This window comes from Rhodopila sp. (assembly GCF_035548235.1).
Classification (GTDB): Bacteria; Pseudomonadota; Alphaproteobacteria; order Acetobacterales; family Acetobacteraceae; genus Rhodopila.
Genome location: NZ_DASZTJ010000002.1, coordinates 1 through 24,119, shown reverse-complemented (window position 1 = coordinate 24,119; position 24,119 = coordinate 1). Strand labels below are relative to the sequence as shown.

At 69.6% G+C, this 24,119-nt stretch carries 15 protein-coding genes; 13 read left to right on the top strand and 2 right to left on the bottom strand.

Translation table 11 applies throughout. The features are described from left to right. Together metC and sseA are read right to left on the bottom strand one after the other, a co-directional pair. On the bottom strand, nt 1-1,181 hold a 1,181-nt coding region (gene metC, locus VHB27_RS00085), incomplete at its 3' end, for a cystathionine beta-lyase (RefSeq protein ID WP_325596396.1). A gap of 2 nt (nt 1,182-1,183) precedes the next feature. Then, a complete protein-coding gene (sseA, locus tag VHB27_RS00080) occupies nt 1,184-2,023 on the bottom strand; it encodes a 3-mercaptopyruvate sulfurtransferase (protein ID WP_325596394.1) in 840 nt (279 codons plus the stop codon). A 189-nt stretch (nt 2,024-2,212) separates the two neighbouring features. On the opposite strand from sseA, the gene VHB27_RS00075 reads away from it, so the two are divergent. The 13 genes from VHB27_RS00075 (at nt 2,213) to glgX (ending at nt 24,077) form a co-directional block, all read left to right on the top strand. Continuing rightward, nucleotides 2,213-2,929: a CBS domain-containing protein gene (locus VHB27_RS00075; protein WP_325596392.1), complete on the top strand. Its 717-nt coding sequence runs from the start codon at nt 2,213-2,215 to the stop codon at nt 2,927-2,929. 38 nt (nt 2,930-2,967) lie between these two features. After that, the gene (gene glpD, locus VHB27_RS00070) at nt 2,968-4,437 is read left to right on the top strand and encodes a glycerol-3-phosphate dehydrogenase (RefSeq protein ID WP_325596390.1); all 1,470 of its coding nucleotides are present in this window, start codon (nt 2,968-2,970) and stop codon (nt 4,435-4,437) included. A 469-nt stretch (nt 4,438-4,906) separates the two neighbouring features. Then, nucleotides 4,907-6,151 carry an ABC transporter substrate-binding protein gene (locus tag VHB27_RS00065; RefSeq protein WP_325596388.1) on the top strand — a complete coding sequence of 415 codons (1,245 nt, stop codon included), beginning with the start codon at nt 4,907-4,909 and terminating at the stop codon, nt 6,149-6,151. 36 nt (nt 6,152-6,187) lie between these two features. Beyond that, nucleotides 6,188-7,978: an ABC transporter permease gene (locus tag VHB27_RS00060; protein ID WP_325596386.1), complete on the top strand. Its 1,791-nt coding sequence runs from the start codon at nt 6,188-6,190 to the stop codon at nt 7,976-7,978. A gap of 77 nt (nt 7,979-8,055) precedes the next feature. Next, nucleotides 8,056-8,823 carry an ABC transporter ATP-binding protein gene (locus VHB27_RS00055; protein WP_325596384.1) on the top strand — a complete coding sequence of 256 codons (768 nt, stop codon included), beginning with the start codon at nt 8,056-8,058 and terminating at the stop codon, nt 8,821-8,823. A 113-nt stretch (nt 8,824-8,936) separates the two neighbouring features. Then, nucleotides 8,937-9,164: a hypothetical protein gene (locus tag VHB27_RS00050; protein WP_325596382.1), complete on the top strand. Its 228-nt coding sequence runs from the start codon at nt 8,937-8,939 to the stop codon at nt 9,162-9,164. 7 nt (nt 9,165-9,171) lie between these two features. Further along, nucleotides 9,172-9,645, top strand: a complete 474-nt coding sequence (locus VHB27_RS00045; RefSeq protein ID WP_325596380.1) for a hypothetical protein — start codon at nt 9,172-9,174, stop codon at nt 9,643-9,645. 129 nt (nt 9,646-9,774) lie between these two features. After that, a complete protein-coding gene (locus tag VHB27_RS00040; protein ID WP_325596378.1) occupies nt 9,775-10,968 on the top strand; it encodes an efflux RND transporter periplasmic adaptor subunit in 1,194 nt (397 codons plus the stop codon). Nucleotides 10,969-10,972: 4 nt separating this feature from the next. Then, nucleotides 10,973-14,104, top strand: a complete 3,132-nt coding sequence (locus VHB27_RS00035) for an efflux RND transporter permease subunit (protein ID WP_325596376.1) — start codon at nt 10,973-10,975, stop codon at nt 14,102-14,104. A 284-nt stretch (nt 14,105-14,388) separates the two neighbouring features. Continuing rightward, nucleotides 14,389-16,884: a glycogen/starch/alpha-glucan phosphorylase gene (locus tag VHB27_RS00030; protein WP_413788609.1), complete on the top strand. Its 2,496-nt coding sequence runs from the start codon at nt 14,389-14,391 to the stop codon at nt 16,882-16,884. A gap of 216 nt (nt 16,885-17,100) precedes the next feature. Continuing rightward, the gene (glgC, locus tag VHB27_RS00025) at nt 17,101-18,363 is read left to right on the top strand and encodes a glucose-1-phosphate adenylyltransferase (protein WP_325596374.1); all 1,263 of its coding nucleotides are present in this window, start codon (nt 17,101-17,103) and stop codon (nt 18,361-18,363) included. 138 nt (nt 18,364-18,501) lie between these two features. Beyond that, nucleotides 18,502-19,944 (top strand): glycogen synthase GlgA, encoded by a 1,443-nt coding sequence (gene glgA / locus VHB27_RS00020; RefSeq protein WP_325596372.1) that lies wholly within the window; start codon nt 18,502-18,504, stop codon nt 19,942-19,944. Nucleotides 19,945-19,946: 2 nt separating this feature from the next. Then, on the top strand, nt 19,947-24,077 hold the full coding sequence (gene glgX, locus VHB27_RS00015) for a glycogen debranching protein GlgX (protein WP_325596370.1): 4,131 nt from the start codon (nt 19,947-19,949) through the stop codon (nt 24,075-24,077). Nucleotides 24,078-24,119 lie beyond the last annotated feature (42 nt).

Here is a 24,119-nt window from a genome sequence, read left to right as displayed (position 1 = left end):
TGCCCGGCCATCGTGTCCAGGGCCTGCCGCAGATCGGCGGTCAGGTCGTCGACATCCTCCAGCCCGATATGCAGCCGCACCACCGGCCCCTCGAACCCCCGTCCGCCGGCCGTGCGGGTGATGAACCCCGTCGTCGGCACCGCCAGGCTCTCATACCCGCCCCAGGACGCGCCGATGCCGAAGAGTTCCAGCGCCTCCACGAAGCGGTGCGAGTCCTCGGGGGAGAACCGGGGCGCGAGTTCGATGCCGAACAGGCTGCACGCGCCGGTGAAGTCCCGCCGCCACAACGCGTGACCGGGCGCGCCGGGCAGGCCGGGGTGCAGCACCTGCGCCACCTCCGGCTGGTTGCGCAGCCAGTGCGCGACTTGCAGCGCCGAGTCCATCTGCGCCTGCAGCCGCACCGCCATCGTGCGGACGCCGCGCAGCGTCAGCCAGCAATCGTCTGGGCTGGCGTAGTGACCCAGCGTGCGGCCGCCGGCGTGCAGGATCTGCCAGTCCTCGTCGTTGTTCACCGTGACCGCGCCGATCAGCACGTCGGAATGCCCGGCCGGGTATTTCGTCGCCGCCTGGATCGAGACGTCCACGCCGTGCTTGAACGGCTGGAAGTGATGGATGCCCCAGGTGTTGTCCATGAACACCTTCGCCCCGCCGGCATGCGCCGCCCGAGCGATGGCCGGAACGTCCTGGACCTCGAACGTATGGCTGCCGGGGCTTTCCGTGTAGACGACCTTGGTGTTCGGCCGCATCAGCGCCCGCACCCCGGCCTCGTCGATCTCGGGCAGGTAGAACGTCGTCTCGATCCCCAGGTCGCGCAGCATCGTGGAGGCGAAATTGCGCGCCGGGCCATAGACGTGGTCGGGCATCAGCACGTGCTCGCCGGTCTTCAGGAACGCCAGCAAGGGCAGCGTCACCGCCGCGAGGCCGGTGGAGACCAGGTAGCAGCGCGTGCCGCCCTCGATCGCCGCGATCGCGTCCTCCAGCGCCCAGTGGGTGCTCGATCCGCCGGTGCCGTAGGTCAGCACCCGTTCGCCGCGGCGGGCCGCCAGCGCCTGGCGTTCCTTGACCGTCGGCGTCAGCACCGTCGATCCGCGCAGCAGCGGCGGGTTGACGAAGCCGTGCTTCGTTTTGTCGATGCGGCCGATATGCGACAGCGTCGTGCGGAAACCGCGCTTCTTATCCATGTTCATCCAACCTCGATCGGCGTGTCGGCGCGGCCGCCCCATTCGCTCCATGACCCGTCATAGACGGCGCCCTGCGGCAAACCGGCGAGGCGCAAGCCCAGCGCCAGGATGCAGGCGGTGACGCCCGATCCGCAACTGGTCACCACCGGTTTCCGCGAATCGACCCCCGCCCGCTCGAACCGGGCGCGCAATTCATCGGGGGCGCGGAACGTGCCGTCGGCGTTGAGCAGGTCGGTGTAGGGCACGTTGGCCGAACCGGGGATATGCCCGCTGCGCATCCCCGCCCGCGGCTCCGGCGTCGCACCGGTGAACCGCCCCGCCACCCGAGCGTCGAGGACCAGTTCGGCGTGGGAGGCGACGTTGCCCAGGATGTCGCCGATCCCGCGCAGGCGTTCCGCGCGCAGGTCGGGGCGGAAGGTGGTGGGCGCGGGCGCTGCCGCCTCCCCGTCGCCGGTCGGCCGGCGTTCGGCGATCCATTTCGGCAGCCCGCCGTCCAGCACCGCGGCGGCGTCATGGCCGAACAGCCCCATCAGCCACCAGCCGCGGGCCGCCGAGGCCAGGCCCTTCTGGTCGTAGAACACCACCTGCGAATCGTTGGACACGCCCATCTGCCCCATCAGCTTGGCGAATCGCCCGGCGGCCGGAACCATGTGCGGCAGGTCGGTGTCGGGGTCCGCCACCTGGTCGATGTCGAAATACCGCGCGCCGGGAATATGGCAGCGCAGGAACTCCGTCTTGCCGTCCTTGGCTTCGTTCGGCAGGTATTTCGTGGCGTCGAACACGATCAGGTTCGGCTTGCCCAACGCCTCGGCCAGCCATTCGGTCGTTACCAGCGGACCCATTCCATCCCCTCCTGCCCCGCGTCCCCCCGCAGGGCACGCCTCGCTCGATCTTAGGCGGCGATGGATAGCCTGTCATGGAGGCAGGTCAAATTCCTCTCCGCGATCACGACAGGGCTCCCCCGCGCAGATCCCCCTGACCGGGACGGTTCGGTTGTGTATGGTTGCGGACAGAGGGGAAAGGATGTCCCAATGAACGTTTCTGATGTCATGACCCGCAACGTGATCTCCGTCGGCCCGGACGACACCGTGGAGCAGGCGGTCAAGACCATGCTGGAGCGGCGCATTTCCGGCCTGCTCGTGGTCGACAAAGGCGGCAACCTGGCCGGCGTGGTGACCGAGGGCGACCTGCTCCGCCGCGATGAGATCGGGACCGAGACCGACCGGCCGTGGTGGCTGCGCCTCCTGGTCTCGCCGTCCCGCCAGGCGGCGGATTTCGTCCGCGCCAACGGACGGTACGTGAAGGACATCATGACCACCGACGTGCTGACGGTCGCCCACGACGCGCCGCTGGAGGACGTGGTGTCCACGATGGAGAAGAACCGGATCAAGCGCCTGCCGGTGACCCGGGACGGGCGGGTGGTCGGGATCGTCAGCCGTGCCGACCTGCTGCGGGCGCTGATCGGGCGGGTGCGCGACGTCGCCCCGACCGGCGGCGACGACCGCTCGATCCGCGACGCCATCATGAACACGCTCAGCGAAAAGTCCTGGGCGCCGCGCACGACGGTCAACGTCACCGTCAACCGCGGCGTCGCCGATATCTGGGGCAGCATCACCAACGAGAACGAGCGCGCCGCGATCCGGGTCGCGGTGGAAAACACCCCGGGCGTGACCACGATCCACGACCACCTCGTCTACATCGAGCCCTATACCGGCACGGTCATCGAGTCGCCGGATGACACGGCCTGACATCGGGTTCGGCCCCGGCTGACGGGACCGGGCGGTCCATGGAGGGGTCACAGCCCTTCGACCTCGCGGTCGTCGGCGGCGGCATCAACGGCGTAGGCATCGCTCGGGACGCCGCCGGGCGGGGCCTGTCGGTCCTGCTGCTGGAGCAGGGCGACCTGGCCGGCGCGACCTCCTCGGCATCGACCAAGCTGATCCACGGCGGCCTGCGCTACCTGGAGCATCGCGAGTTCCGCCTGGTGCGCGAGGCCCTGGCGGAGCGGGAGGTGCTGCTGCGCGCCGCCCCCCACATCGTCTGGCCGCTGCGGTTCGTGCTGCCCTATCACACGGGCCTGCGGCCCTGGTGGATGATCCGGACGGGCCTGTTCCTGTACGACTACCTGGGCGGGCGGCGGATCCTGCCGGGCACCAGGACGCTGGACCTGCGGCACGATCCGGCCGGTGCGGCGCTGCGGCCAGAGTTCACAAGCGGCTTCGAATACTCGGATTGCTGGGTCGACGATGCGCGCATGGTGGTGCTGAACGCACGCGACGCCGCCTCCCGCGGCGCCGGGATCCGCACCCGCACCCGCTGCGTCGCCGCTCGGCGGGTCGACGGTCTCTGGTCCTTGCAAACCGGGTCCGGCGGCGCGTTCCGCGCGCGTGTCCTGGTCAACGCGACCGGCCCCTGGGTCTCCACGTTCCTGGCCGATGCCGTCGGACAGGATGCCCCGACACGCGTCCGTATGGTCAAAGGTAGCCACATCGTCGTGCGCCGGCTGTTTCCGCACGATCGCTGCTATATCTTCCAGAACACGGACGGCCGCATCGCCTTCGCCATCCCCTATGAGCGCGACTTCACCCTGGTCGGCACCACGGACCAGGACTACAGCGGCGATCCCGCCGACGCCTCGTCCTCGGCCGAGGAGGAAGCCTATCTGCTGTCGGTCCTCGGCACCTATCTGCGCGCGCCCGTCACCGCCGCCGACATCGTCTGGCGCTATGCCGGCGTGCGGCCGCTGCGCGACGAGGGGCTGACCAAGGCGCAGGAAGCGACGCGCGACTACGTGCTGGAACTGCACGGCGATCCGCCGCTGCTGAGCGTCTATGGCGGCAAGATCACCACCTTCCGCCGGCTGGCGGAGGCGGCGATGGCACGGCTGCGCCCCTGGTTCCCCCGGCTTGGCGCGCCGTGGACGGCGCAGGCCTCGCTGCCGGGCGGCGATTTCCCGTGGGATGGCGCCGAGACCTTGAGGCAAGAGCTGCAGCGGCGCTACGGTTTCATTCCGGAAGAAACGATTCGGCGCTTTGTGCGCAGCTATGGGACCTTGACGCCCGACCTTCTGGGCGACGCGGCGCGGCCCGGCGATCTCGGGGCGCCGATCGGCGCCGGCCTGACGGAGCGGGAGGTGGATTGGCTGGTCAGGACCGAATGGGCCCGTTCCGCCGAAGACATCCTCTGGCGGCGCTCCAAGCTTGGTTTGCGCATGACCGAGGCGGAGGTCGATGCACTGCGCAGGCGGTTCGGCTGAATTGCGTCCTTGGCGGACTGGTTTCAATCTGGCCTGAAACCTTTTGCGCGACGGCAAGTGTTGCTTCTTGTCATGGCGGGACGAAGGCCTCATGGGCGTTGCGATGAGCGCCGGGGGACAGCGGCGCCTTTCTCCGTCTTGGTCGGCGAAGGTCCATGGGCGGTTGGATAGATGGAGTCCTGGCGTTCCCGATGGGCCGCCGTGCCTATGCCGCTCTCCGCAAGCACATCGCCGGCGCGGAACGCCCGAAGCCGACCCGGAACGACTTCATGTCCGCATCCACGTCTTTCACGTCGCCAGCACCGCAAATCGTGGATGGCCGGCCTTCGCCGCCCACGACGAGGAACCGCCCCCGCCTCGCCAACTCCAGCGCCCCCGAGAGGCACGTCTTCCGCATCGCCGGCACGCGGCCTTGCGTCGAATGGTCCTCGCCCGTAATCACCCGTCAGTCTGCCGGAAACACGAAGCCATGAGCGAACCGACCACAGCGAACCCGACGTCCCGGGGGCCGCGCCTCAACCGCCGCTCCGTTCTCGCCATCGCGGCGTCCTCCGTGGCGGCGCCGTCGATCGCGCGGGCACAGCCGGCCTCGATCCGGATCGGGGAACTCAACGCCTATACCGCCATCCCCGCCTTCACCGTACCCCACCGCAACGGCTTCCAACTCGCCCTGGAGGAGATCAACGCCAAGGGTGGCGTGCTGGGCCGCAAGCTGGAGGTCGTCAGCCGCGACGACGGCGGGACGCCGCAGGACGCCGTCCGCGCCGCGGGAGAACTGCTGGACGCCCAGAAGGTCGACCTGCTCGCCGGCGGCTATCTGTCCAACGTGGCGCTCGCCGTCTCCGATTTCGCGCTGAGCCGCAACACGCTCTATATCGCGGGGGAGCCGCTGACGGATGCGCTGGTGTGGGACAAGGGCAACCGGATCTGCTTCCGCCTGCGCCCTTCCACCTACATGCAGGCCGCGATGCTGGTGGAGGAGGCGGCGAAGCTGCCCGCCAGGCGCTGGGTCACGGTCGCGCCGAACTATGAATACGGGCTGTCGGCGGTGAAATGGTTCCGCGCGCTGCTCAGCGCGCAGCGCCCCGATGTCAGCTTCGTCGCCGAGCAGTGGCCCGCCCTGGGCAAGATCGACGCCGGGGCGACCGTTGCGGCGCTGGCGGACGCCAAGCCCGAGGCGATCCTGAACATCACCTTCGGCGCCGACCTGACCAATTTCGTCCGCCAGGGCAACACGCGCGGCCTGTTCGAGGGCCGGTCCGTCGTCTCCATGCTGACCGGCGAGCCCGAATACCTGGCCCCGCTGGGCGACGAGGCGCCGGAGGGCTGGATCGTCACCGGCTATCCGCAGGCGGCGTTGAAGACGCCGGCCAACGAAGCCTTCATCGCTGCCTACCGCAAGCGTTTCGACGTGGTGCCGGGCATGGGGGCCGTGGTCGGGTACAGCCTGATGCAGTCCATCGCCGCCGGCATCAGGACCGCCGGCGGCCTGGAGACCGGCAAGCTCGTCGCCGGCTTCAGCGGGGTCGGGTTCGACACGCCGTTCGGGCACGCGATCTATCGCGCGCTGGACCACCAGGGGACGCTGGGAACGTTCGTCGGCAAGACGGCGCTGAAAGACGGCAAGGGGACCATGACGGATTGGCGCTATGCGGACGGCGCGGCCTACCTGCCGTCGGACGCGAAGGTCAGGGCGCTGCGGCCCGCCGGGTGAGCGCCCCTCCCAAGACGGGATCATGATGACGGGATCATGACCTTCGCCGCGATCCAGCTTCTGACCGGGCTTGCCGGTTCGGCAACCCTGTTCCTGATCGCCGCCGGGCTGACGGTCATCTTCGGCGTCACCCGCATCGTCAATTTCGCCCATGGCAGCCTGTTCATGCTGGGCGCCTATCTCGGCTGGTCGATCCTGGCCCGCCTGCCCCACACGCCGGTCTGCTTCGCCCTCGGTGTCCTGGCTGCCGCGCTGGCCGTCGCGGCGATCGGCGCGCTGCTGGAGACGGCAGTGCTGCGCCACCTCTACGCCGCGCCGCCGCTGCTGCAGCTTCTGGCGACCTTCGGCGTGATGCTGATCATCCACGACGCGACCCTGTTCGCCTGGGGCCCCGACGACCTGCCGCTGCCCCGGCCGCCCTGGCTGCGCGCCTGGGTGCCGGTCCTGGGGGAGCGGTTCCCCCGCTACGACCTCGTCCTGATCGCGATCGGGCCGCTGGTCCTGGGGGCCCTCCTGCTGCTCCTCGGCCGCTCCCGCTTCGGCGTGCTGATCCGCGCCTGCACCGAGAACCGGTCGATCGCCGCCGCCCTGGGCATCGACCAGCGCCGCCTGTCGACCGCGATCTTCGCGCTGGGCGCCGGGTTGGCGGGCCTGGGCGGGGCGCTGGTCCTGCCGGACGCCTCGGCCAACCTGGGGATGGACCTCTCGATCATCGTCGAAGCGTTCGTCGTCGTGGTCGTCGGCGGCCTGGGCAGCATCGCCGGCGCGTTCCTCGCGAGCTTGCTGATTGGCCTGCTCCAGGCCTTCGGATTGGTGCTGCTGCCGCAGGCCACCCTGGTCCTGGTGTTCGTCATCATGGCTGCCGTCCTGACGGTCCGCCCGCAAGGGCTGCTGGGGTCCGCCCAGCCCGAGGCCGGACGCCGGCCGGTCCCGCTCCGGCGGATCGCTCCGGCCTGGGGCTGGGCCGGCCTGCTGCTCGCCGCCGGCGCGCCGTTCTGGCTGCCGGCCTATCCGCTGGCGATCCTGACCGAGGTCCTGGTCGCCGCGCTGTTCGCCGCCGCGCTGCACTTGCTGGTCGGTCCCGGCGGGATGATCAGCTTCGGTCACGCCGCCTGGTTCGCCATCGGTGCCTATGCCGCCGGCCTGGCCACGCGCGGCCTCGCCGCGCCGATGCCGGCGGCCCTGCTGCTCGCCCCGGTGGCGGCGGGGCTGGCGGCCGCCGCGTTCGGCACCTTCGTGGTCAGGCTGTCCGGCATCTATCTCGCGATGCTGACCCTGGCCTTCGCCCAGATCGTCTGGGCCGTTGCCAAGCAATGGCTGTCGGTGACGGGCGGCGATGACGGCATATTGGGCGTGTGGCCAAGCGGGCCGGTGCCTTTCTACTGGTGGGCGCTGGGGTTGAGCGCCGGCGGCATCTGGCTGTTGCAGCGCTGCGTGGACGCGCCCTTCGGCCTCGCGCTGATCGCCGTCCGCGACAGCGAACGCCGAGCGCGGACGGTCGGCCTGGATCCGGAGCGGCTCAGGATGGCGGCGTTCACCCTGTCGGGCGCGGCGGCGGGCCTGGCCGGCGGCCTGGGGGCGTTCCGCACCGGCAGCGTATTCCCGGCCGTCGCCGATGTCGGCAGGTCGGTGGACGGGTTGCTGATGGTGTTGCTGGGTGGCGTGGACGCCGTGGCCGGGCCGGTGATCGGGGCATTGGTCTATACCAGCCTCTACGATTGGCTGCTTCTCGCAATACCATTCTGGCGCCTCGCGCTCGGCATCGCCATCCTGGCGCTGGTGCTGGCCTTCCCCGGCGGTCTCGCCGGAACACGGCGGCAAGCATGACGTTCCGGAACACGGCGGCAAACATGACGTCCCGGAACACGGCGGCAAGCATGACGTTCCGGAACACGGCGGCAAGCATGACGTCCCGGAACACGGCGGGCGCGGCCCTTCTCGACGTGCGCGGGCTGACCAAGGCGTTCGACGGGAACCTCGTCGTCGACCGGATCGGCTTCAGCGTCGCCGCCGGCGAAGTCGTCGGGCTGATCGGCCCGAACGGCGCCGGCAAGTCGACCTGCTTCAACATGCTGAACGGACAGCTACGACCCGATCGGGGGGAAATCCGCCTGGACGGCGCACGCATCGACGGCCTGGGCCCCGAACGGATCTGGCGCGCGGGGGTCGGACGCGGCTTCCAGGTCGCCCAGGTATTCGCCTCCCTGCCCGTCCTCGACAACGTCCGCGCCGCCCTGCTCGTCCGGCATCGCCTGGTCTGGCGCTTCCTGCGTCCCGCGCGGTCGGTGCTGGCCGCGGAGGCCGAGGCGCTGCTGGAACGCACCGGCCTGTCCGCCCTGGCCGGCCGCATCTGCGGCACGCTGGCTTATGGCGACCTGAAGCGGCTGGAGATCGCCCTGGCCATCGCCAACCGGCCCCGGCTGCTGCTGCTGGACGAACCGATGGCCGGGATGACCGGCGCGGACCGGCGGCCGGTGGCGGACCTGATCCGGTCGCTGGCGCAGGAGACCGGCTGCGGCGTGCTGCTGACGGAACACGATACGGACACGGTGTTCCGCATCGCCGACCGGGTGCTGGTGATGGACAAAGGCGCCTTGATCGCGGCGGGGCCGCCGGCGGCGGTCAGGGCCGACCCCGGGGTCAGGGCCGCGTATCTGGGGGAGGCCGGCTAAACCTTTGACGACAGGGGGAGACGATCCCCGTTCCTACAAGCGCCGGCACAGGGTGGAAACGGACCGTCCGCCAATTGCGTTGGACCCATCGGCACCGCGCTGGAGGCGGCGGAATGGGCAAACCATGGTTCGAAGCGAAGCGATTTGGCTATGGCGTCTCGCCAGCCTCGCGGGAGGGCTGGATCGCGACGGCCGTCCTCGTCCTGCTTGTCCTGCTGGATGTGACGTTCGTCCAAGGAGTCCTGCGATGGCCGGCGGGAGCTGGCCTCATCCTGGCTTTCGCCGCCCTGGCCTACGCGAAGAGCGGGTCGGGCTGGCGCTGGCGATCCAGTGACCGCTGAGCCGGCCATGCGATGGCTGCGCTGGCTGGGTCTGTTGCTCGCCTTCGGGGCGTCCCTCGCACCGCTGGCCCATGTCCTGGAGCTTCCCAACAAGCTCCGCCTCGACGGTGCGCTTTGGCTCGGCATCCAGCAGCACCTCTATGACGGCTGGGGTCCGCTGATCGGCGCCCCCACCGAAATCGGCGGCCTGCTGGTGAGCGTCGCGCTCGTCGTCACCAGCCTGGGCAGGAAGTCCCTGTTTCTGCTCTATGGGATCACGGCACTCAGCTACGTCGCGATGATTCTGTGCTTCTTCCTGCTGAACGATCCCGTCAACAAGGCGCTCAGCGGGTGGACGCCGGCCACCCTTCCGCCCGATTGGCCGGCGTATCGCCTGGAATGGGAAACCGGCCACGCCCTGGCGGCCCTTTTCGGTCTGCTCGCCGTCGTCACGACGGGGGCCGGCCTCCTGGTCGCCAACGGAACCGCGAAGACAAAATAGCCGATATCGATCCGATCGGACCCGGCAATTGTGCGACACAGCACACAACCCATTGCGCAATGCGACAGGCACCCTAGAATCCATGCTCACGTCGCGACAGGCGACCGATATCGAGGAGAGTGCCGCCTGATGCGAGTCTACCCGCCATTCTGGACGCCTGCCCGCCTGACCGAACGGTTCGGCCAGGGCCTTGTCCTGCTGACGTTCATGCTGCTCGTCTGCGCATCCGCCCATGCCCAGGCGCCGGGCGGCCCGCCTTCGGTCGGGGTCGTCAAGGCAGCGCCCACGGCGATCACCGAAAGCTCCGAGTTCATCGGCCGCGTGCAGGCGATCGACCGCGTCGCGCTGACCGCGCGCGTCACCGCGTTCCTCGACCAGCGCTTCTTCACCGAAGGGGCGGAGGTCAAGCAGGGCGACCTGCTCTATCGCCTGGAGCAGGCCCCGTTCCAGGCGGTGCTGATGCAGCAGGAGGCCGCGGTCGCCGACGCCGTGGCCAAGCTCGCCAACGCCAACATCACCCTGGCGCGCGCCCAGTCGCTGCTGAACACGCCGGCCGGCCAGCGCTCCACCGTCGACGATGCGGTGGCCAACCAGCGCTCCGCCGCCGCGCAGGTGCAATCCGCGCAGGCCCAGCTCAAGACGGCGCAGATCAACCTCGACTACACGGAAATCCGAGCGCCGGTGGCCGGCAAGATCACGCGCACCGCCATCACGGTGGGGAACGTCGTATCGCCCAGCTCCGGTCCGCTGGCGACCATCGTCAGCCAGGACCCGATGTATGTGCTGTTCCCCGTGGCCGACCGCGTGCTGACGGAGCTGGAGCGGCGCTATGCCGACAAGGGCGGGATGAATGCGGTCGTGGTCCGGCTGCGCCTGCCCGACGGCACGGTGTACGGGCAGACCGGGAAGATCGACTACATCGACCCCAGCGTCTCGGCCACCACCGACACGATCCTGCTGCGCGCGCGCATCGCCAACCCGCCGCTGCGCACCACCGGCGACGGCCAGCCGATGGAGCGCGCCCTGGTCGACAACGCCTTCGTCACCGTGCTGGTGGAGGGGATCGAGCCGGTGACGGCGCTGGCCATCCCCCGCAAGGCGGTGCTGTCCGACCAGCAGGGCGACTACGTCTATGTCGTCGGCCCCGGCAACAAGGCCGAGATCCGCCGCATCCAACTGGGCCAGTCGACGCCGGTCACGGCCGTCATCGCCTCCGGCCTGAAGGAAGGCGAGACCGTCGTCGCCGAGGGCATCCAGCGCGTCCGGCCAGGGCTGGTGGTCAATCCGGGCCCGGTCAGCCCGCAGCCGGCCTCGGGGCAATAGACGCATGATCTCAGCCGTTTTCGTCGACCGGCCGCGGCTGGCCGTCGTGCTGGCCGTCCTGATGACCCTGGCCGGCCTTCTGGCCCTGCAGCGCATCCCGCTGTCGCAGTTCCCCGACATCGTGCCGCCGCAGGTCACCGTCTCGGCGACCTATCCCGGCGCCTCGGCCACGGTGGTCGAACAGACCGTCGCGCAGCCGCTGGAAGCCGCCGTCGTCGGCGTCGACAAGGCGATCTACATGAAGTCCAACAGCGGAAACGACGGCAGCTATTCGCTGACCGTCAGTTTCGAGCTGGGGACCAATCCGGACATCAACGTCGTCAACGTCAACAACCGGGTGCAGCAGGCGCTCGCCCGCCTGCCGTCCGAGGTGCAGAAAAGCGGCCTCACCGTCCGCAAGCGGTCCTCGGCGATCCTGGAGTTCCTGCAATTCTATTCCGAGGGCGGACAATACGATCCGCTGTTCATCAGCAACTACGTCACCATCAACGTGCTGGACCGGCTGGCCCGCACGCCGGGCGTCGGCGACGCGACGCTGTTCGGGCGGCTGGACTACTCGATGCGCATCTGGTTCGACGTCGACAAGCTGACGGCGCTGAACCTGGCGCCGGCGGACATCATCGCGGTGATCCAGTCCCAGAACGTGCAGGCCGCCGTCGGGCGCATCGGCGCTCGGCCGACCAGCGACGCGACGCAGTTCCAGCTTTCGGTCCAGACCCAGGGACGCCTGGTGACGCCGTCGCAGTTCGGCGACATCGTCATCCGCGCCAATCCCGACGGGTCGCTGCTGCGCATCCGCGACGTCGCCCGCGTCGAGCTGGGCGCGGCGAACAGCGACACGCTGTCGCGGCTGAACGGCAATCCGGCGGTGTCGATCGGCATCTACCTCGCGCCCGGCGCCAACGCGGTGCAGACCTCGGCCCGCGTGCAGGCGGCGCTGAACGAGCTGTCGACCCGCTTCCCGCCCAGCATCAAGGCGCGCGTCTTCTATGACAGCAGTTCGTTCGTGCAGGCGACGATCGATGAGGTGGTGAAGACGCTGGGCATCGCCTTCGTGCTGGTGGTCGCGGTGGTGTTCGTCTTCCTGGGCAGCGTCCGCGCCACGATCATCCCGATGGTGGCGATCCCGGTCAGCCTGATCGGCACGTTCGCGCTGATGCTGGCGATGGGCATCTCGGCCAACACGATCTCGCTGCTGGCGCTGGTGCTGGGCATCGGCGTGGTGGTCGACGACGCGATCGTGGTGGTGGAGAACGTCGAGCGGGTGATGTCGGAGGAACCCGACCTGTCGCCGGCCGATGCGACGAAGAAGGCGATGGCGCAGATCACCGGGCCGGTCATCGCGATCAGCCTGGTGCTGCTGTCGGTGTTCGTGCCGATCGCCTTCATGCCCGGCCTGTCCGGCACGCTGTTCCGCCAGTTCGCCATCACCATCAGCGTGGCGATGGTGCTGTCGGCGATCGTCGCGCTGACCCTGTCGCCGGCGCTCTGCGCGCTGTTCCTGCGGCACACGCCGCGCCCGCGCGGGCCGATCGGCTGGACCCTGGCGGGCATCGACAAGGTGCGCGACGGCTATTCCGCCGTGGTCAACCGCCTGCTGCGCCTGGCGCTTCTGTCGCTGGTGGCGATCGCCGCGGCCGGCGTCGCGATCGTCATGCTGGGCCGCATCACGCCCTCGGGCTTCCTGCCCGAAGAGGACCAGGGCGCGATCTTCACCGTGGTGCAGTTGCCCGACGGCGCCTCGGTCGAACGCACCCGGCAGGTGGTCCAGCAGGTCGAGAACCTGATCCGCCCGATGCCGCAGGTCCAGGCGGTGCTGTCGATCGTCGGCTTCTCCCTGCTGGATGGCGGCAACGAGCCGAACGCGGCCTTCCTGGTCACGCGGCTGAAGCCGTTCGACCAGCGGGAGGGCGCGGCGAACGGCGTGCAGGCGGTGATCGGCCGCATCTTCGGCGCGGCGCAGACGATCCGGTCGGCGAACGTCTTCCCGTTCAACCTGCCGCCGATCATCGGACTGTCGACCAGCGGCGGCTTCGAATACCAGCTTGAGAACCTGGAAGGCCGTCCGCCCGAGGACATGGCGAGCGTCGTGCAGGGCATCGTCGCCGTCGCCAACCAGGACCCGCGGCTGGCCCGCGTGTTTTCGCCGTTCACCGCGTCGAATCCGTCGGTCTACCTGGATATCGACCGGGAGAAGGCGCAGGCGCTGGGGATCGCCGTCGCCGACATATTCAACGCGCTGCAGACCACGCTGGGCGGTTTCTATGTCAACGACTTCAACCTGTACGGCCGCGTCTGGCAGGTGAACCTGGAGGGCGACGCGCACGACCGCAGCGACGTCTCGGCGATCTGGAAGATCTATGTCCGCAACAAGACCGGCGAGATGGTGCCGCTGCGCGCCATCGCCACTGCGCATATCGTCCTCGGGCCGCAGGTGATCAGCCGCTACAACAACTATCGCAGCGTCACCATCAACGGCGGACCGCGGCCGGGCGTGTCGTCCGGCGACGCGCTGAAGGCGATGGACGAGCTGTCCAAGACCACGCTGCCGCCGGGCTACAGCTATGAATGGACCGGCACGGCGTACCAGGAGCGGCAGGCGTCCGGGCAGACCGGGATCATCCTGGGGCTGTCCGTGCTGTTCGCCTACCTGTTCCTGGTCGCGCTGTATGAAAGCTGGATGATCCCGATCCCGGTGCTGCTGTCGGTCACGATCGGCGTCAGTGGCGCCTTCGCGGGGCTGCTGATCTCCGGCCTGTCACTGGACCTGTATGCACAGATCGGCATGGTGGTGCTGATCGCGCTGGCGGCGAAGAACGGCATCCTGATCGTGGAATTCGCCAAGGAAGCCCGCGAGAACGGCCTGTCCATCCGCGATGCCGCGGCCGCCGGCGCAAGGACCCGGATCCGGGCGGTGCTGATGACCTCCATCGCCTTCATCGCCGGCCTGGTGCCGCTGGTCTGGGCCGAGGGCGCGGCGATGCTGAGCCGGCGGGCCGTCGGGACGGCGGTGTTCGCGGGGATGATCGCGGCAAGCTCGATCGGCGTGTTCCTGATCCCGATGCTGTACGCGGTGTTCCAGGGCATCCGGGAATGGACGAAGCGGCGGGTCGGCCGGAAGGCGGCGCCCCACTGATCGGGGTATTCGGCATCCTCTCGCCACGGTCCGGTCCGGCCGAATCCCCCGTATCCCCTGGCGCACCGGGTGGTCGGGCCGAATGGTCGGGCCGGGGCCGGATCGTGACGGGAAGGCGCCCTTACCCGGCCCCGAACGCCCGAAACCCCACCCGGCGTCCCCGTTTCGGCATCATTCCGGCACCCTGCCGCGGCGCACCAATTTGTTGAAACCCGTCGTCCGATCATGCTTTTGTCGCGTTCGTGATCTCGGGAAGGCGATGCGCAGTGGAATTGGAAAGCGGTTTGGCTGAATCCACCCCAGAGGGCGACACCGGTTTGCAGTCGGCGGGCGCGCCCCATCCGGACGATGAGGCCGTGATCGCGTTGCAGGCCGCCATCCTGGACAAGCTGACCTATCACGTCGGCAAGCGCCGAGCGATCGCGACGGAGCGGGACTGGCTGATGGCGACGGCGGTCGCGATCCGGGACCAGATCGTCGACCGCTGGCTTTCCAGCATCGACCGCACCTACCAGCAAGGTTCCAAGCGCGTCTATTACCTGTCGCTGGAATTCCTGATCGGCCGGCTGCTGTTCGACAACCTCAACAACATGGGCAAGCTGGCGACCATGCGCGCCGCGCTGGCCGGCCTCGGGGTCGATCTCGACAAGCTCCGCGCCCTGGAACCCGATCCTGCCTTGGGCAATGGCGGCCTGGGACGGCTGGCGGCGTGCTTCATGGAAAGCATGGCCACCGTCGACATCCCCGCCTATGGCTACGGCATCCGTTATGACCACGGACTGTTCCGCCAGGTGATGAAGAACGGCTGGCAGCAGGAATTCCCCGAGGACTGGCTGTCGCAAGGCAACCCTTGGGAATTCTTCCGCCCGGAGGTCAGCTACGACATCGGCTTCGGCGGCTCGATCGAGGCGGTGCCGATCTCGGAAGCCGCCGTCCGGCATGTCTGGCACCCTGCCGAAACGATCGAGGCGGTCGCCTACGACACGCCGTCGGTCGGCTGGCGCGGCCGGCGGGTCAACACGCTGCGCCTGTGGTCCGCGCGCTCGACCGATCCGCTGCTGCTGGAGGCGTTCAACCACGGCGACCATGCCGGCGCGCTGGCCGAACAGGTGCGCGCGGAGTCGATCTCCAAGGTGCTGTATCCCTCCGACGCGACGCCGGCCGGCCAGGAACTGCGGCTGCGGCAGGAGTATTTCTTCGTCTCCGCCTCCCTGCAGGACCTGGTGCGGCGGCATATCCGCGCGTTCGGGCATATCGGCACGCTGGCCGAGAAGACGTCGATCCAGTTGAACGACACCCACCCCGCGATCGGCGTCGCGGAGCTGATGCGCATCCTGCTCGATATCCACCAGTTGCCGTGGGAAGAGGCCTGGCGGATGACGCAGGCGACCTTCAGCTACACCAACCACACGCTGCTGCCCGAAGCGCTGGAAAGCTGGCCGGTGCCGCTGATGGAACGGCTGCTGCCGCGCCACATGCAGATCATCTACCTGCTGAACGCGCTGCACCTGGGCCAGGTCCGGCAGGAGCACCCGAACGACGAACGGCTGCTGTCCAGCGTATCGATGATCGACGAATCCGCCGGCCGGCGCGTGCGCATGAGCCATCTGGCCTTCCTCGGCTCGCACCGCGTCAACGGCGTCTCGGCCCTGCACACCAACCTGATGCGGGAGACGGTGTTCCACGACCTGCACCAGTTGTTGCCGGACCGCATCGTCAACGTTACCAACGGTATCGCTTTCCGCCGCTGGCTGCACGAAGCGAACCCGCGGCTGACCCGCCTGCTGATCGACGCGGTGGGGCCCGAGGTGCTGGACCACGAGGATGCGCTGGCGAAGCTGCAGCCGCTGGCCTCGGACCCGGCGTTCCAGAAGCGCTATGCCGCGGCCCGCTACGTCAACAAGCTGGCGCTCGCGGACCTGATCCGGCGGGAGCTGGAGGTGCGGGTCGACCCGGCGTCGCTGTTCGACGTGCAGATCAAGCGCATCCACGAATACAAGCGTCAGTTGCTGAACATCCTGGAAGCCATCGCCTTCTACAACGCCGTCCGCGCCAGGCCGATGGACGACTGGAAGCCGCGGGTGAAGGTGTTCGCCGGCAAGGCGGCCGCGAGCTACCACCAGGCGAAGCTCATCATCAAGCTGATCCACGACGTCGCGCGCGTGGTGAACAGCGACCCCACCGTGCGCAACGTGCTGAAGATCGTGTTCCTGCCGAACTATTCCGTGAGCCTCGCGGAAGTCACCATCCCCGCCGCGGACATCTCGGAGCAGATCTCCACCGCCGGGATGGAGGCGTCCGGCACCGGCAACATGAAGTTCGCGCTGAACGGGGCGCTGACCATCGGCACCATGGACGGCGCGAATGTCGAGATCCACGAGCGCGTCGGCGGGGACAACATGTTCATCTTCGGCATGACCGCCGAAGAGGTCGCCGCCCGCCGCGCCCAGGGGCTCGATTCCAGGGACGTGATCGCCGCCTCGCCGATCCTGGCGGAGGTGCTGGACAGCGTCGCCAACGGCGTGTTCTCGCCCGACGACCGCGACCGCTATCGCGGGCTGGTCGAGAACCTGCGCTACCACGACTATTTCCAGGTCTGCGCCGATTTCGACGACTACTACGCGACGCAGCGCCGGGTCGCCCAACTCTGGCGCCGGCCCGAGGACTGGTGGAAGGCGGCGATCCTCAACACCGCCAACGTGGGCTGGTTCTCCTCCGACCGCGCGATCCGGGAATACGCCGGCCTGGTCTGGAACGTGCCGGCTTGGCAAGGTGGCTGATGGGCAAGGCGGCTGATGGGCAAAGCGCCTGATGGACACAGCGCCTGATGGACACAGCGCCTGGGGCGCCGCCCCGCGCCGGATGGTTGATTCGCCTCAATGGCATCATCTTCGCGATTTGATTTGTTTGTGTTATGGCACCATGGCCGTCTGATAGGGCCGGCGCCATATCTCCGCAGAGGATGACGAACCAACAGCCGGCGAGGAAGCGCGACGATGGCCCATCCGGGAATGCACGCCCCGATCGTTCGTGACGCGATGGCCTATGTGCTCGCCGGCGGCCGAGGCTCCCGCCTCCTGGAATTGACGGATGTCAGGGCGAAACCGGCGGTCTATTTCGGCGGGAAAAGCCGCATCATCGACTTCGCGCTGTCGAACGCGCTGAACTCCGGCATCCGCCGTATCGGGGTGGCGACGCAATACAAGGCGCACAGCCTGATCCGCCATCTCCAGCGCGGGTGGAACTTCCTGCGTCCCGAACGCAACGAAGGCTTCGACATCCTGCCCGCGTCCCAGCGCGCCGGCGAGTCCTGGTACGCCGGAACCGCGGACGCGCTGTACCAGAACATCGACATCATCGAGGGCTACGACCCGGAATATATCGTCATCCTCGCCGGCGACCACGTCTACAAGATGGACTACGCGCGGATGCTGATGCAGCACGCCGAACAGGGCGCCGACGTGACGGTCGGATGCATCGAGGTGCCGCGGACCGAGGCCACGGGCTTCGGCGTGATGCATGTCGACCACGCCGACCGGATCGTCGCCTTCATCGAGAAACCCGCCGATCCGCCCGCCATGCCCGACAAGCCCGACATGGCGCTGGCCAGCATGGGCATCTATGTCTTCAAGACCCGCTTCCTGATCGAGCAACTGCACCGCGACGCCGCCGATCCGCAGTCCAGCCGCGACTTCGGCAAGGACATCATCCCCTACCTGGTGAAGCACGGCAAAGCCGTCGCCCACCGCTTCACCCAGTCCTGTGTCATGTCCGGCGCGGAGCGGGAAGCCTATTGGCGCGACGTCGGCACCCTGGATGCGTATTGGGAGGCGAATATCGACCTGACGGCGATCACCCCGGCGCTGGACATCTACGACCGGGACTGGCCGATCTGGACCTATGCCGAGATCGCCCCGCCCGCCAAGTTCGTCCATGAGGAAGTCGGGCGCCGGGGCGAGGCGATTTCCTCGCTGGTATCCGGCGGCTGCATCGTCTCGGGGTCCTTCCTGCGCCAGTCGCTGCTGTTCACCGGCGTACACGTGCATTCCTATGCGCATGTCGAACAGGCGGTGGTCCTGCCCAACGCCGATATCGGCCGCGGCGCGCGGCTGCAGAACGTGATCGTGGAGAAAGGGGTGCGCATCCCGGCCGGACTCGTGGTGGGAGAGGACAAGGACGAGGACGCCCGCCGCTTCCGCCGCACCGAACGCGGCGTCTGCCTGATCACCCAGCCGATGATCGACCGGCTTGGCCTCTGAGCCGGCTTGGCCTCGGGCATCCGGCGCGGGGACTTGCCCGTCGCGGCAGGGCCTGCGTCCATACCGGAAACCGCGCCCGCCCCCGCTTGCCGCAGCGCCTCCTTCCCCCCAGCCTCGCCACCAATCCGATAGGCCTGAATGACCCGCGTCCTCGCCGTTGCCTCCGAAATCTTCCCCCTGATCAAGACCGGCGGCCTCGCCGACGTCACCGGCGCATTGCCCCTCGCGCTCGGTGCCCATGACGTCCGGACCGTGACCCTGGTCCCCGGCTACCCCGCCGTCATGCGCGCCATCGCCGACGCGACCGAGGTCCGAGCCTTCCCCGACCTGTTCGACGGCCCGGCCCGCGTGCTCCAGGTCCAGGCGGCCAACCTCGATCTGCTGGTCCTCGACGCGCCGCATCTCTATGCCCGCGCCGGCAACCCGTATCTCGGTCCCGACCGCGCCGAGTGGCCCGACAACGGCATCCGCTTCGCCGGCCTGGGCGCCGCCGCGGCGGCCATGGCCGTCGATCCGGCCCATGGCTTCGACATCCTGCACGCCCATGACTGGCAGGCGGCCATGGCGGTCGTGTATCTGCATGTCCATCAAGGCCCGCGTCCGGCCACCGTGCTGACCGTCCACAACCTGGCCTTCCAGGGCCGCTACCCCGCCGCCCTGTTCCCCCGGCTGGGGCTTCCCGACCCGCTGTTCCACCTGGACGGCATGGAGTTCCACGGCGACCTGAACTTCCTCAAGGGCGGGCTGCTGTTCGCCGACCGGCTGACCACCGTCTCGCCCACCTATGCGCGGGAGATCACGGCCCCCGAGAACGGCATGGGCCTCGACGGCGTGCTCCGGCTGCGCGAGGACGACCTGGTGGGCATCCTCAACGGCATCGACGACACGGTCTGGGACCCTGCGACCGATCCGCTGGTGCCCTATACCTTCGATCGCCGGCACCTCGACCGCCGGCTGCGCAACAAGACGGCGCTGCAGGAGCGGATGGGCCTCGATCCCGACCCCGAGACGCTGCTGCTGGGCGTCATCAGCCGCATGACCACGCAGAAGGGCCTGGACCTGCTGATCCCGCGCATCGCCCCGATCGCGGCCGAAGGGATGCAGCTGATCGTCCTCGGCGGCGGCGATCCCGCCTTCCAGCGCGCCTTCACGACCGCGGCCGCGGCCTGGCCACGTTCGGTCGGCTGCATGATCGGCTACGACGAGCCGCTCGCGCACCTGATCCAGGCGGGGACCGACGCGCTGCTGGTGCCCTCCCGGTTCGAACCCTGCGGCCTGACCCAGCTTTATGCCCTGCGCTACGGCAGCGTCCCCGTGGTCTCGCGCGTCGGGGGCCTGGCGGACTCGGTCATCGACGCGAACGAGGCCGCCTTGGCCGCCGAAGTCGCCACCGGCCTGCAATTCGCGCCGGTGACGGAAGACGCCTTGTGGGAGACGCTGTTGCGGCTGCATCGTCTCTGGCATGACCGGAAGGGATGGAAACGGATGCAACGTAACGGCATGGCGGCCGACGTATCGTGGCGGCGGGCAGCGGGACGCTACGCGGACCTTTACGCCAGCCTGCTGCCGGCGCGGACGTGACATTGCCCGACATCCGCCCCCCCGTCCCGCTCTCTCCCATGGGCGTCCGCCCGTCCGGCGACGGCATCGCCGTTCGGGTCCACGCGCCCGATGCCGAGGCGGTCGTGCTGTGCCTGTTCGACGACGCCGACCGGGAAACCCACCGCCTGCCGCTGCCGACGCGGATCGGATCGGTCTGGAGCGGGGACTTCCCCGCCGTCGCAACGGGCACGCGCTATGGACTGCGCGCCTATGGCCCTTGGGACCCGTCCCGCGGCCTGCGGTTCAACCCGGCCAAGCTGCTGGTCGACCCCTGGGCCACGGCGCTGGACCGTCCGTTCCGCCTGCATCCGGCCCTGTTCGACCACGACGGACCGAACCCCCAGGACACCGCGCCGCTGATGCCGAAAGCCATCCTCGGCCAGCCCGAGACGGTAGCGCCGGCCGAGGGGACCCTCACCCGCGATACGTTTGATTGGGACCGCCAGGTCGTCTACGAACTGCACGTCCGCGGCTTCAGCATGACCAACCCGGCCGTCCCCGCCGGGATCCGCGGCACCTATGCCGGGCTGGGCCATCCGGCTTCGGTCGCGCACCTGCTGCGGCTGGGCGTCACGACGGTCGAGATCATGCCCAGCGCCGCCTGGGCCGATGAGCGGCATCTGCCGCCGCTGAACCTGACGGATTACTGGGGCTACAACCCCATCGCCTTCCTGGCGCCCGACCCGCGCCTCGCGCCCGGCGGCTGGCCTGAAGTCAGGGCGGCGGTGCAGGCGCTGCGGGACGCGGGCCTGGCCGTGATACTGGACGCGGTGCTGAACCATTCCGCCGAAAGCGACGAGCGGGGACCGACGCTGTCGCTGCGCGGGCTGGACAACGCCGGCTATTACCGGCTGGCCGAGGACCGGTCGCTGTACGTGGACGACGCCGGCTGCGGCAACGTTCTGGCGCTGGACCGGCCGCCGGGTCTGCGCCTGGGCATGGACGCGCTGCGCGCCTGGGCCGCCTATGGCGGGTTCGACGGGTTCCGCCTCGACCTGGCGACGACGCTGGGCCGCGGCCCCAACGGGTTCGACCCCGCCGGCCCGTTCCTGGCGGCGATCGAGCAGGACCCGCTGCTGTCGCGCCTGGCGTTCGTCGCCGAACCCTGGGACATCGGCATGGGCGGCTACCAGCTTGGCCAGTTCCCCGCGCGCTGGGGCGAGTGGAACGACCGATACCGCGACACCGTCCGCCGGTTCTGGCGCGGCGACCCCGGCATGCTGGGCGCGTTCACCACCCGCTTCGCCGGGTCCGCCGACGTCTTCCCGCACCGCCCGCTGACCCGAAGCGTCAACTTCGTCACCGCGCATGACGGGTTCACCCTCGCCGATCTCGTTGCTTACGAAACCAAACGCAACGCGGCCAACGGCGAAGCCAACCGCGACGGCACCAGCGACAACCAGTCCTGGAACAACGGCGTCGAGGGACCCACCGACGATCCCGCCATCCAGGCCGCTCGGGCGCGCGACGTGCGGGCGCTGCTGGCCACGCTGCTGCTGTCGCGCGGCACGCCGATGCTGACGATGGGCGATGAGGCCGGACGGACGCAGCACGGCAACAACAACGCCTATGCCCAGGACAATGCCGGTTCCTGGTTCGACTGGGACGCCGCCGACCAGGCGCTGATCGACGATACGGCGGCCCTGGTCGCGCTGCGCAAGGCGCTGGCGCCGCTGTTCACCGGCGCCCCGCTGGCCGCCGGCGATCCGGCATCGCCCTATGCGGCCCCCGTCGTCACCTGGCGCCACGCCGACGGCTCCGAACTGACCGATTGGGACCAACCGGACGCGCATACGCTGATCGCCGACCTGCGCGCGGGGCAGACGCATGCGCTGCTGGCGTTCCATGCCGGGCGTGACGCGCTGAAGCTGGTGCTGCCGCCGGCCGGCGACGGGCTTGCCTGGCACCCTGCCTTGGGGGCGGTGCCGGGCGAGGCTGGCCCGATCGTCCAAGGCCGGAGCGTGGCCGTCTTCCAGGCGGTTCCATATGAAACGGACAAGCCCGGTCCCGGCGCTGCGGACGGGGCGGCGCGGGAAGACCGGCATCCCGCCGCCGGCGTCACGGACGACGAACTCGAACGGCTGGCCTCGCTGGCCGGCATCGAACCCGCGTGGTGGGACGTCGAGGGCCGGCGCCATATCGTTCCGGTAGAAACGAAACGGACCTTGCTCGCCGCCATGCGGCTGCCCGCCGGCACCCGGACCGACTGGGCGGACAGTCTCGCCAGGCTCGACGCCGAACATGCCGGCCCCCTGCCCCGCATGACGCTGGGCCGGCCCCGCGAGCCGATCGAGCTGACCCTGGGCTGGCCACGTCCGCGCTGGGTGACGCTGCGGCGGGAGGACGGGTCCGAGGACCGCTACCACGCCGACGGGCCGGTGCTGCGCCTGCCGCCGCAGCCGGCCGGCCGGCATCGCCTGGTCGCCGACGACGCCTGGGACCAGGTCCATCACCTGACGGTCGCGCCGGCCCGCTGCTACCTGCCGCCCGCCCTGGCGGACGGCGGGACGCGATACGGGATCGCCGCCCACCTCTATTCCCTTCGCTCCGCCGGCGACCAGGGCATCGGCGACTTCACCACCCTCGCCCGCCTTGCCGCCGAGGCGGCGGAAGCCGGCGCGGCGGTCGTCGGCCTCAATCCGCTGCACGCGATGTTCCCGCACGACCGCCGCCGCGCCAGCCCGTATCACCCGTCGGACCGGCGGTTCCTGGACCCGGTCTATATCGACGTGTCGCACTTGCCCGGCGGCCAGGGCCTGCCGGCGATCCCCGGTTCGGCGGACGACGGGGCCGTCGACTATGAAGCCGTCGACTATCAAGCCGTCTGGGCCCGCAAGCGCCCGGTCCTGCAAGCCGCGCTGCGCACGCCGGCCGAGGTCTCCCCGGCCCTGCACCGCTTCGCCACGTTCCATGCGATCGCCGAGGTGCTGGGCACCAGCTATTGGGCGCAATGGCCGCCGGCGCTGCGCCACCCGGACTCGCCCGGCGTCGCCGCGTTCGCGGCGGAACATGCCGGCCTCGTCGGCTTCCACGCCGCCATGCAGGTCCTGGCCGAGGAGCAGCTTGCCCAAGCCGCGCGCAGCGGCGGACTGTCGATCGGCTTGTATCGCGACCTTGCCGTCGGGGCCGCGCCGGACGGGGCGGAGGCCTGGGCGGCGCAGGAATCGCTGATGCAGGGGGTGTCCGTCGGCGCGCCGCCCGACCCGTTCGCGCGGCAGGGCCAGGTCTGGAGCCTGCCGCCGCCCGACCCGGTGGCGCTGCGCCGGAGCGGCTACGCGGCGTTCAACGAGCTGCTGGAGGCCAATATGCGCCATGCCGGGGCGTTGCGGATCGACCACGCGATCGGCCTGCGCCGGCTGTTCGTCGTGCCCGACGGCACCCCGGCCAAGGACGGCGCCTATATCAACCTGCGGCTGGACGAGATGCTGGCGCAGATCGCCCTGCACAGCCACCGAGCGCGCTGCCTGGTGGTGGGGGAAGACCTCGGCACGGTGCCCGAGGGCCTGTCCGACGCGCTCGCTGCCGCCGACATCCTGTCCTACAGCGTGCTGTGGTTCCATCAGGAGCATGGCCGCCTGAAGCCCCAGGGCGCCTGGAAGCGGCAGGCGGCGGCCTGCGTGTCGACGCACGACCTGCCGACGGTGGCCGGCTGGTGGTCCGGCGCCGACGTCATCGAGCGCCACGCGCTGGGGATGGTCGCGGACCTGGCGGCGGCACTGGCCGAACGGACGGCGGACAAGATGGGGATGGTGGCGCAGCTTGCGCAGGAGGGGCTGTTGGCGTCCACCCCCGACCTGGACGGCCCGCTGCCCGACGACGTCGCCGCCGCGATGCACGCCTTCGTCGCGGCCACGCCGTCGCTGCTGGCGCTGGTGCAGGCCGACGACCTCGCCGGCGACCCGGTCGCGCTGAACCTGCCCGGCACGGACCGGGAGCGGCCGAACTGGCGCCGCCGCCTGGCGCCCGACGTGACCGCGTTGTGCCACACGCCGCTGGCGCGCGCGATCCTGGCATCGATGCAGGCACGGGTCGAACCGGGTCCTCCCCGCGGCACAGTTGATCGCGGCACAGTTGATCGCGACACCGTTGATTCCGGCACGCAGGCTCCATAGTTTGCGGCCCATGGTAGACGACCCAACGGCAGACGACGCGTC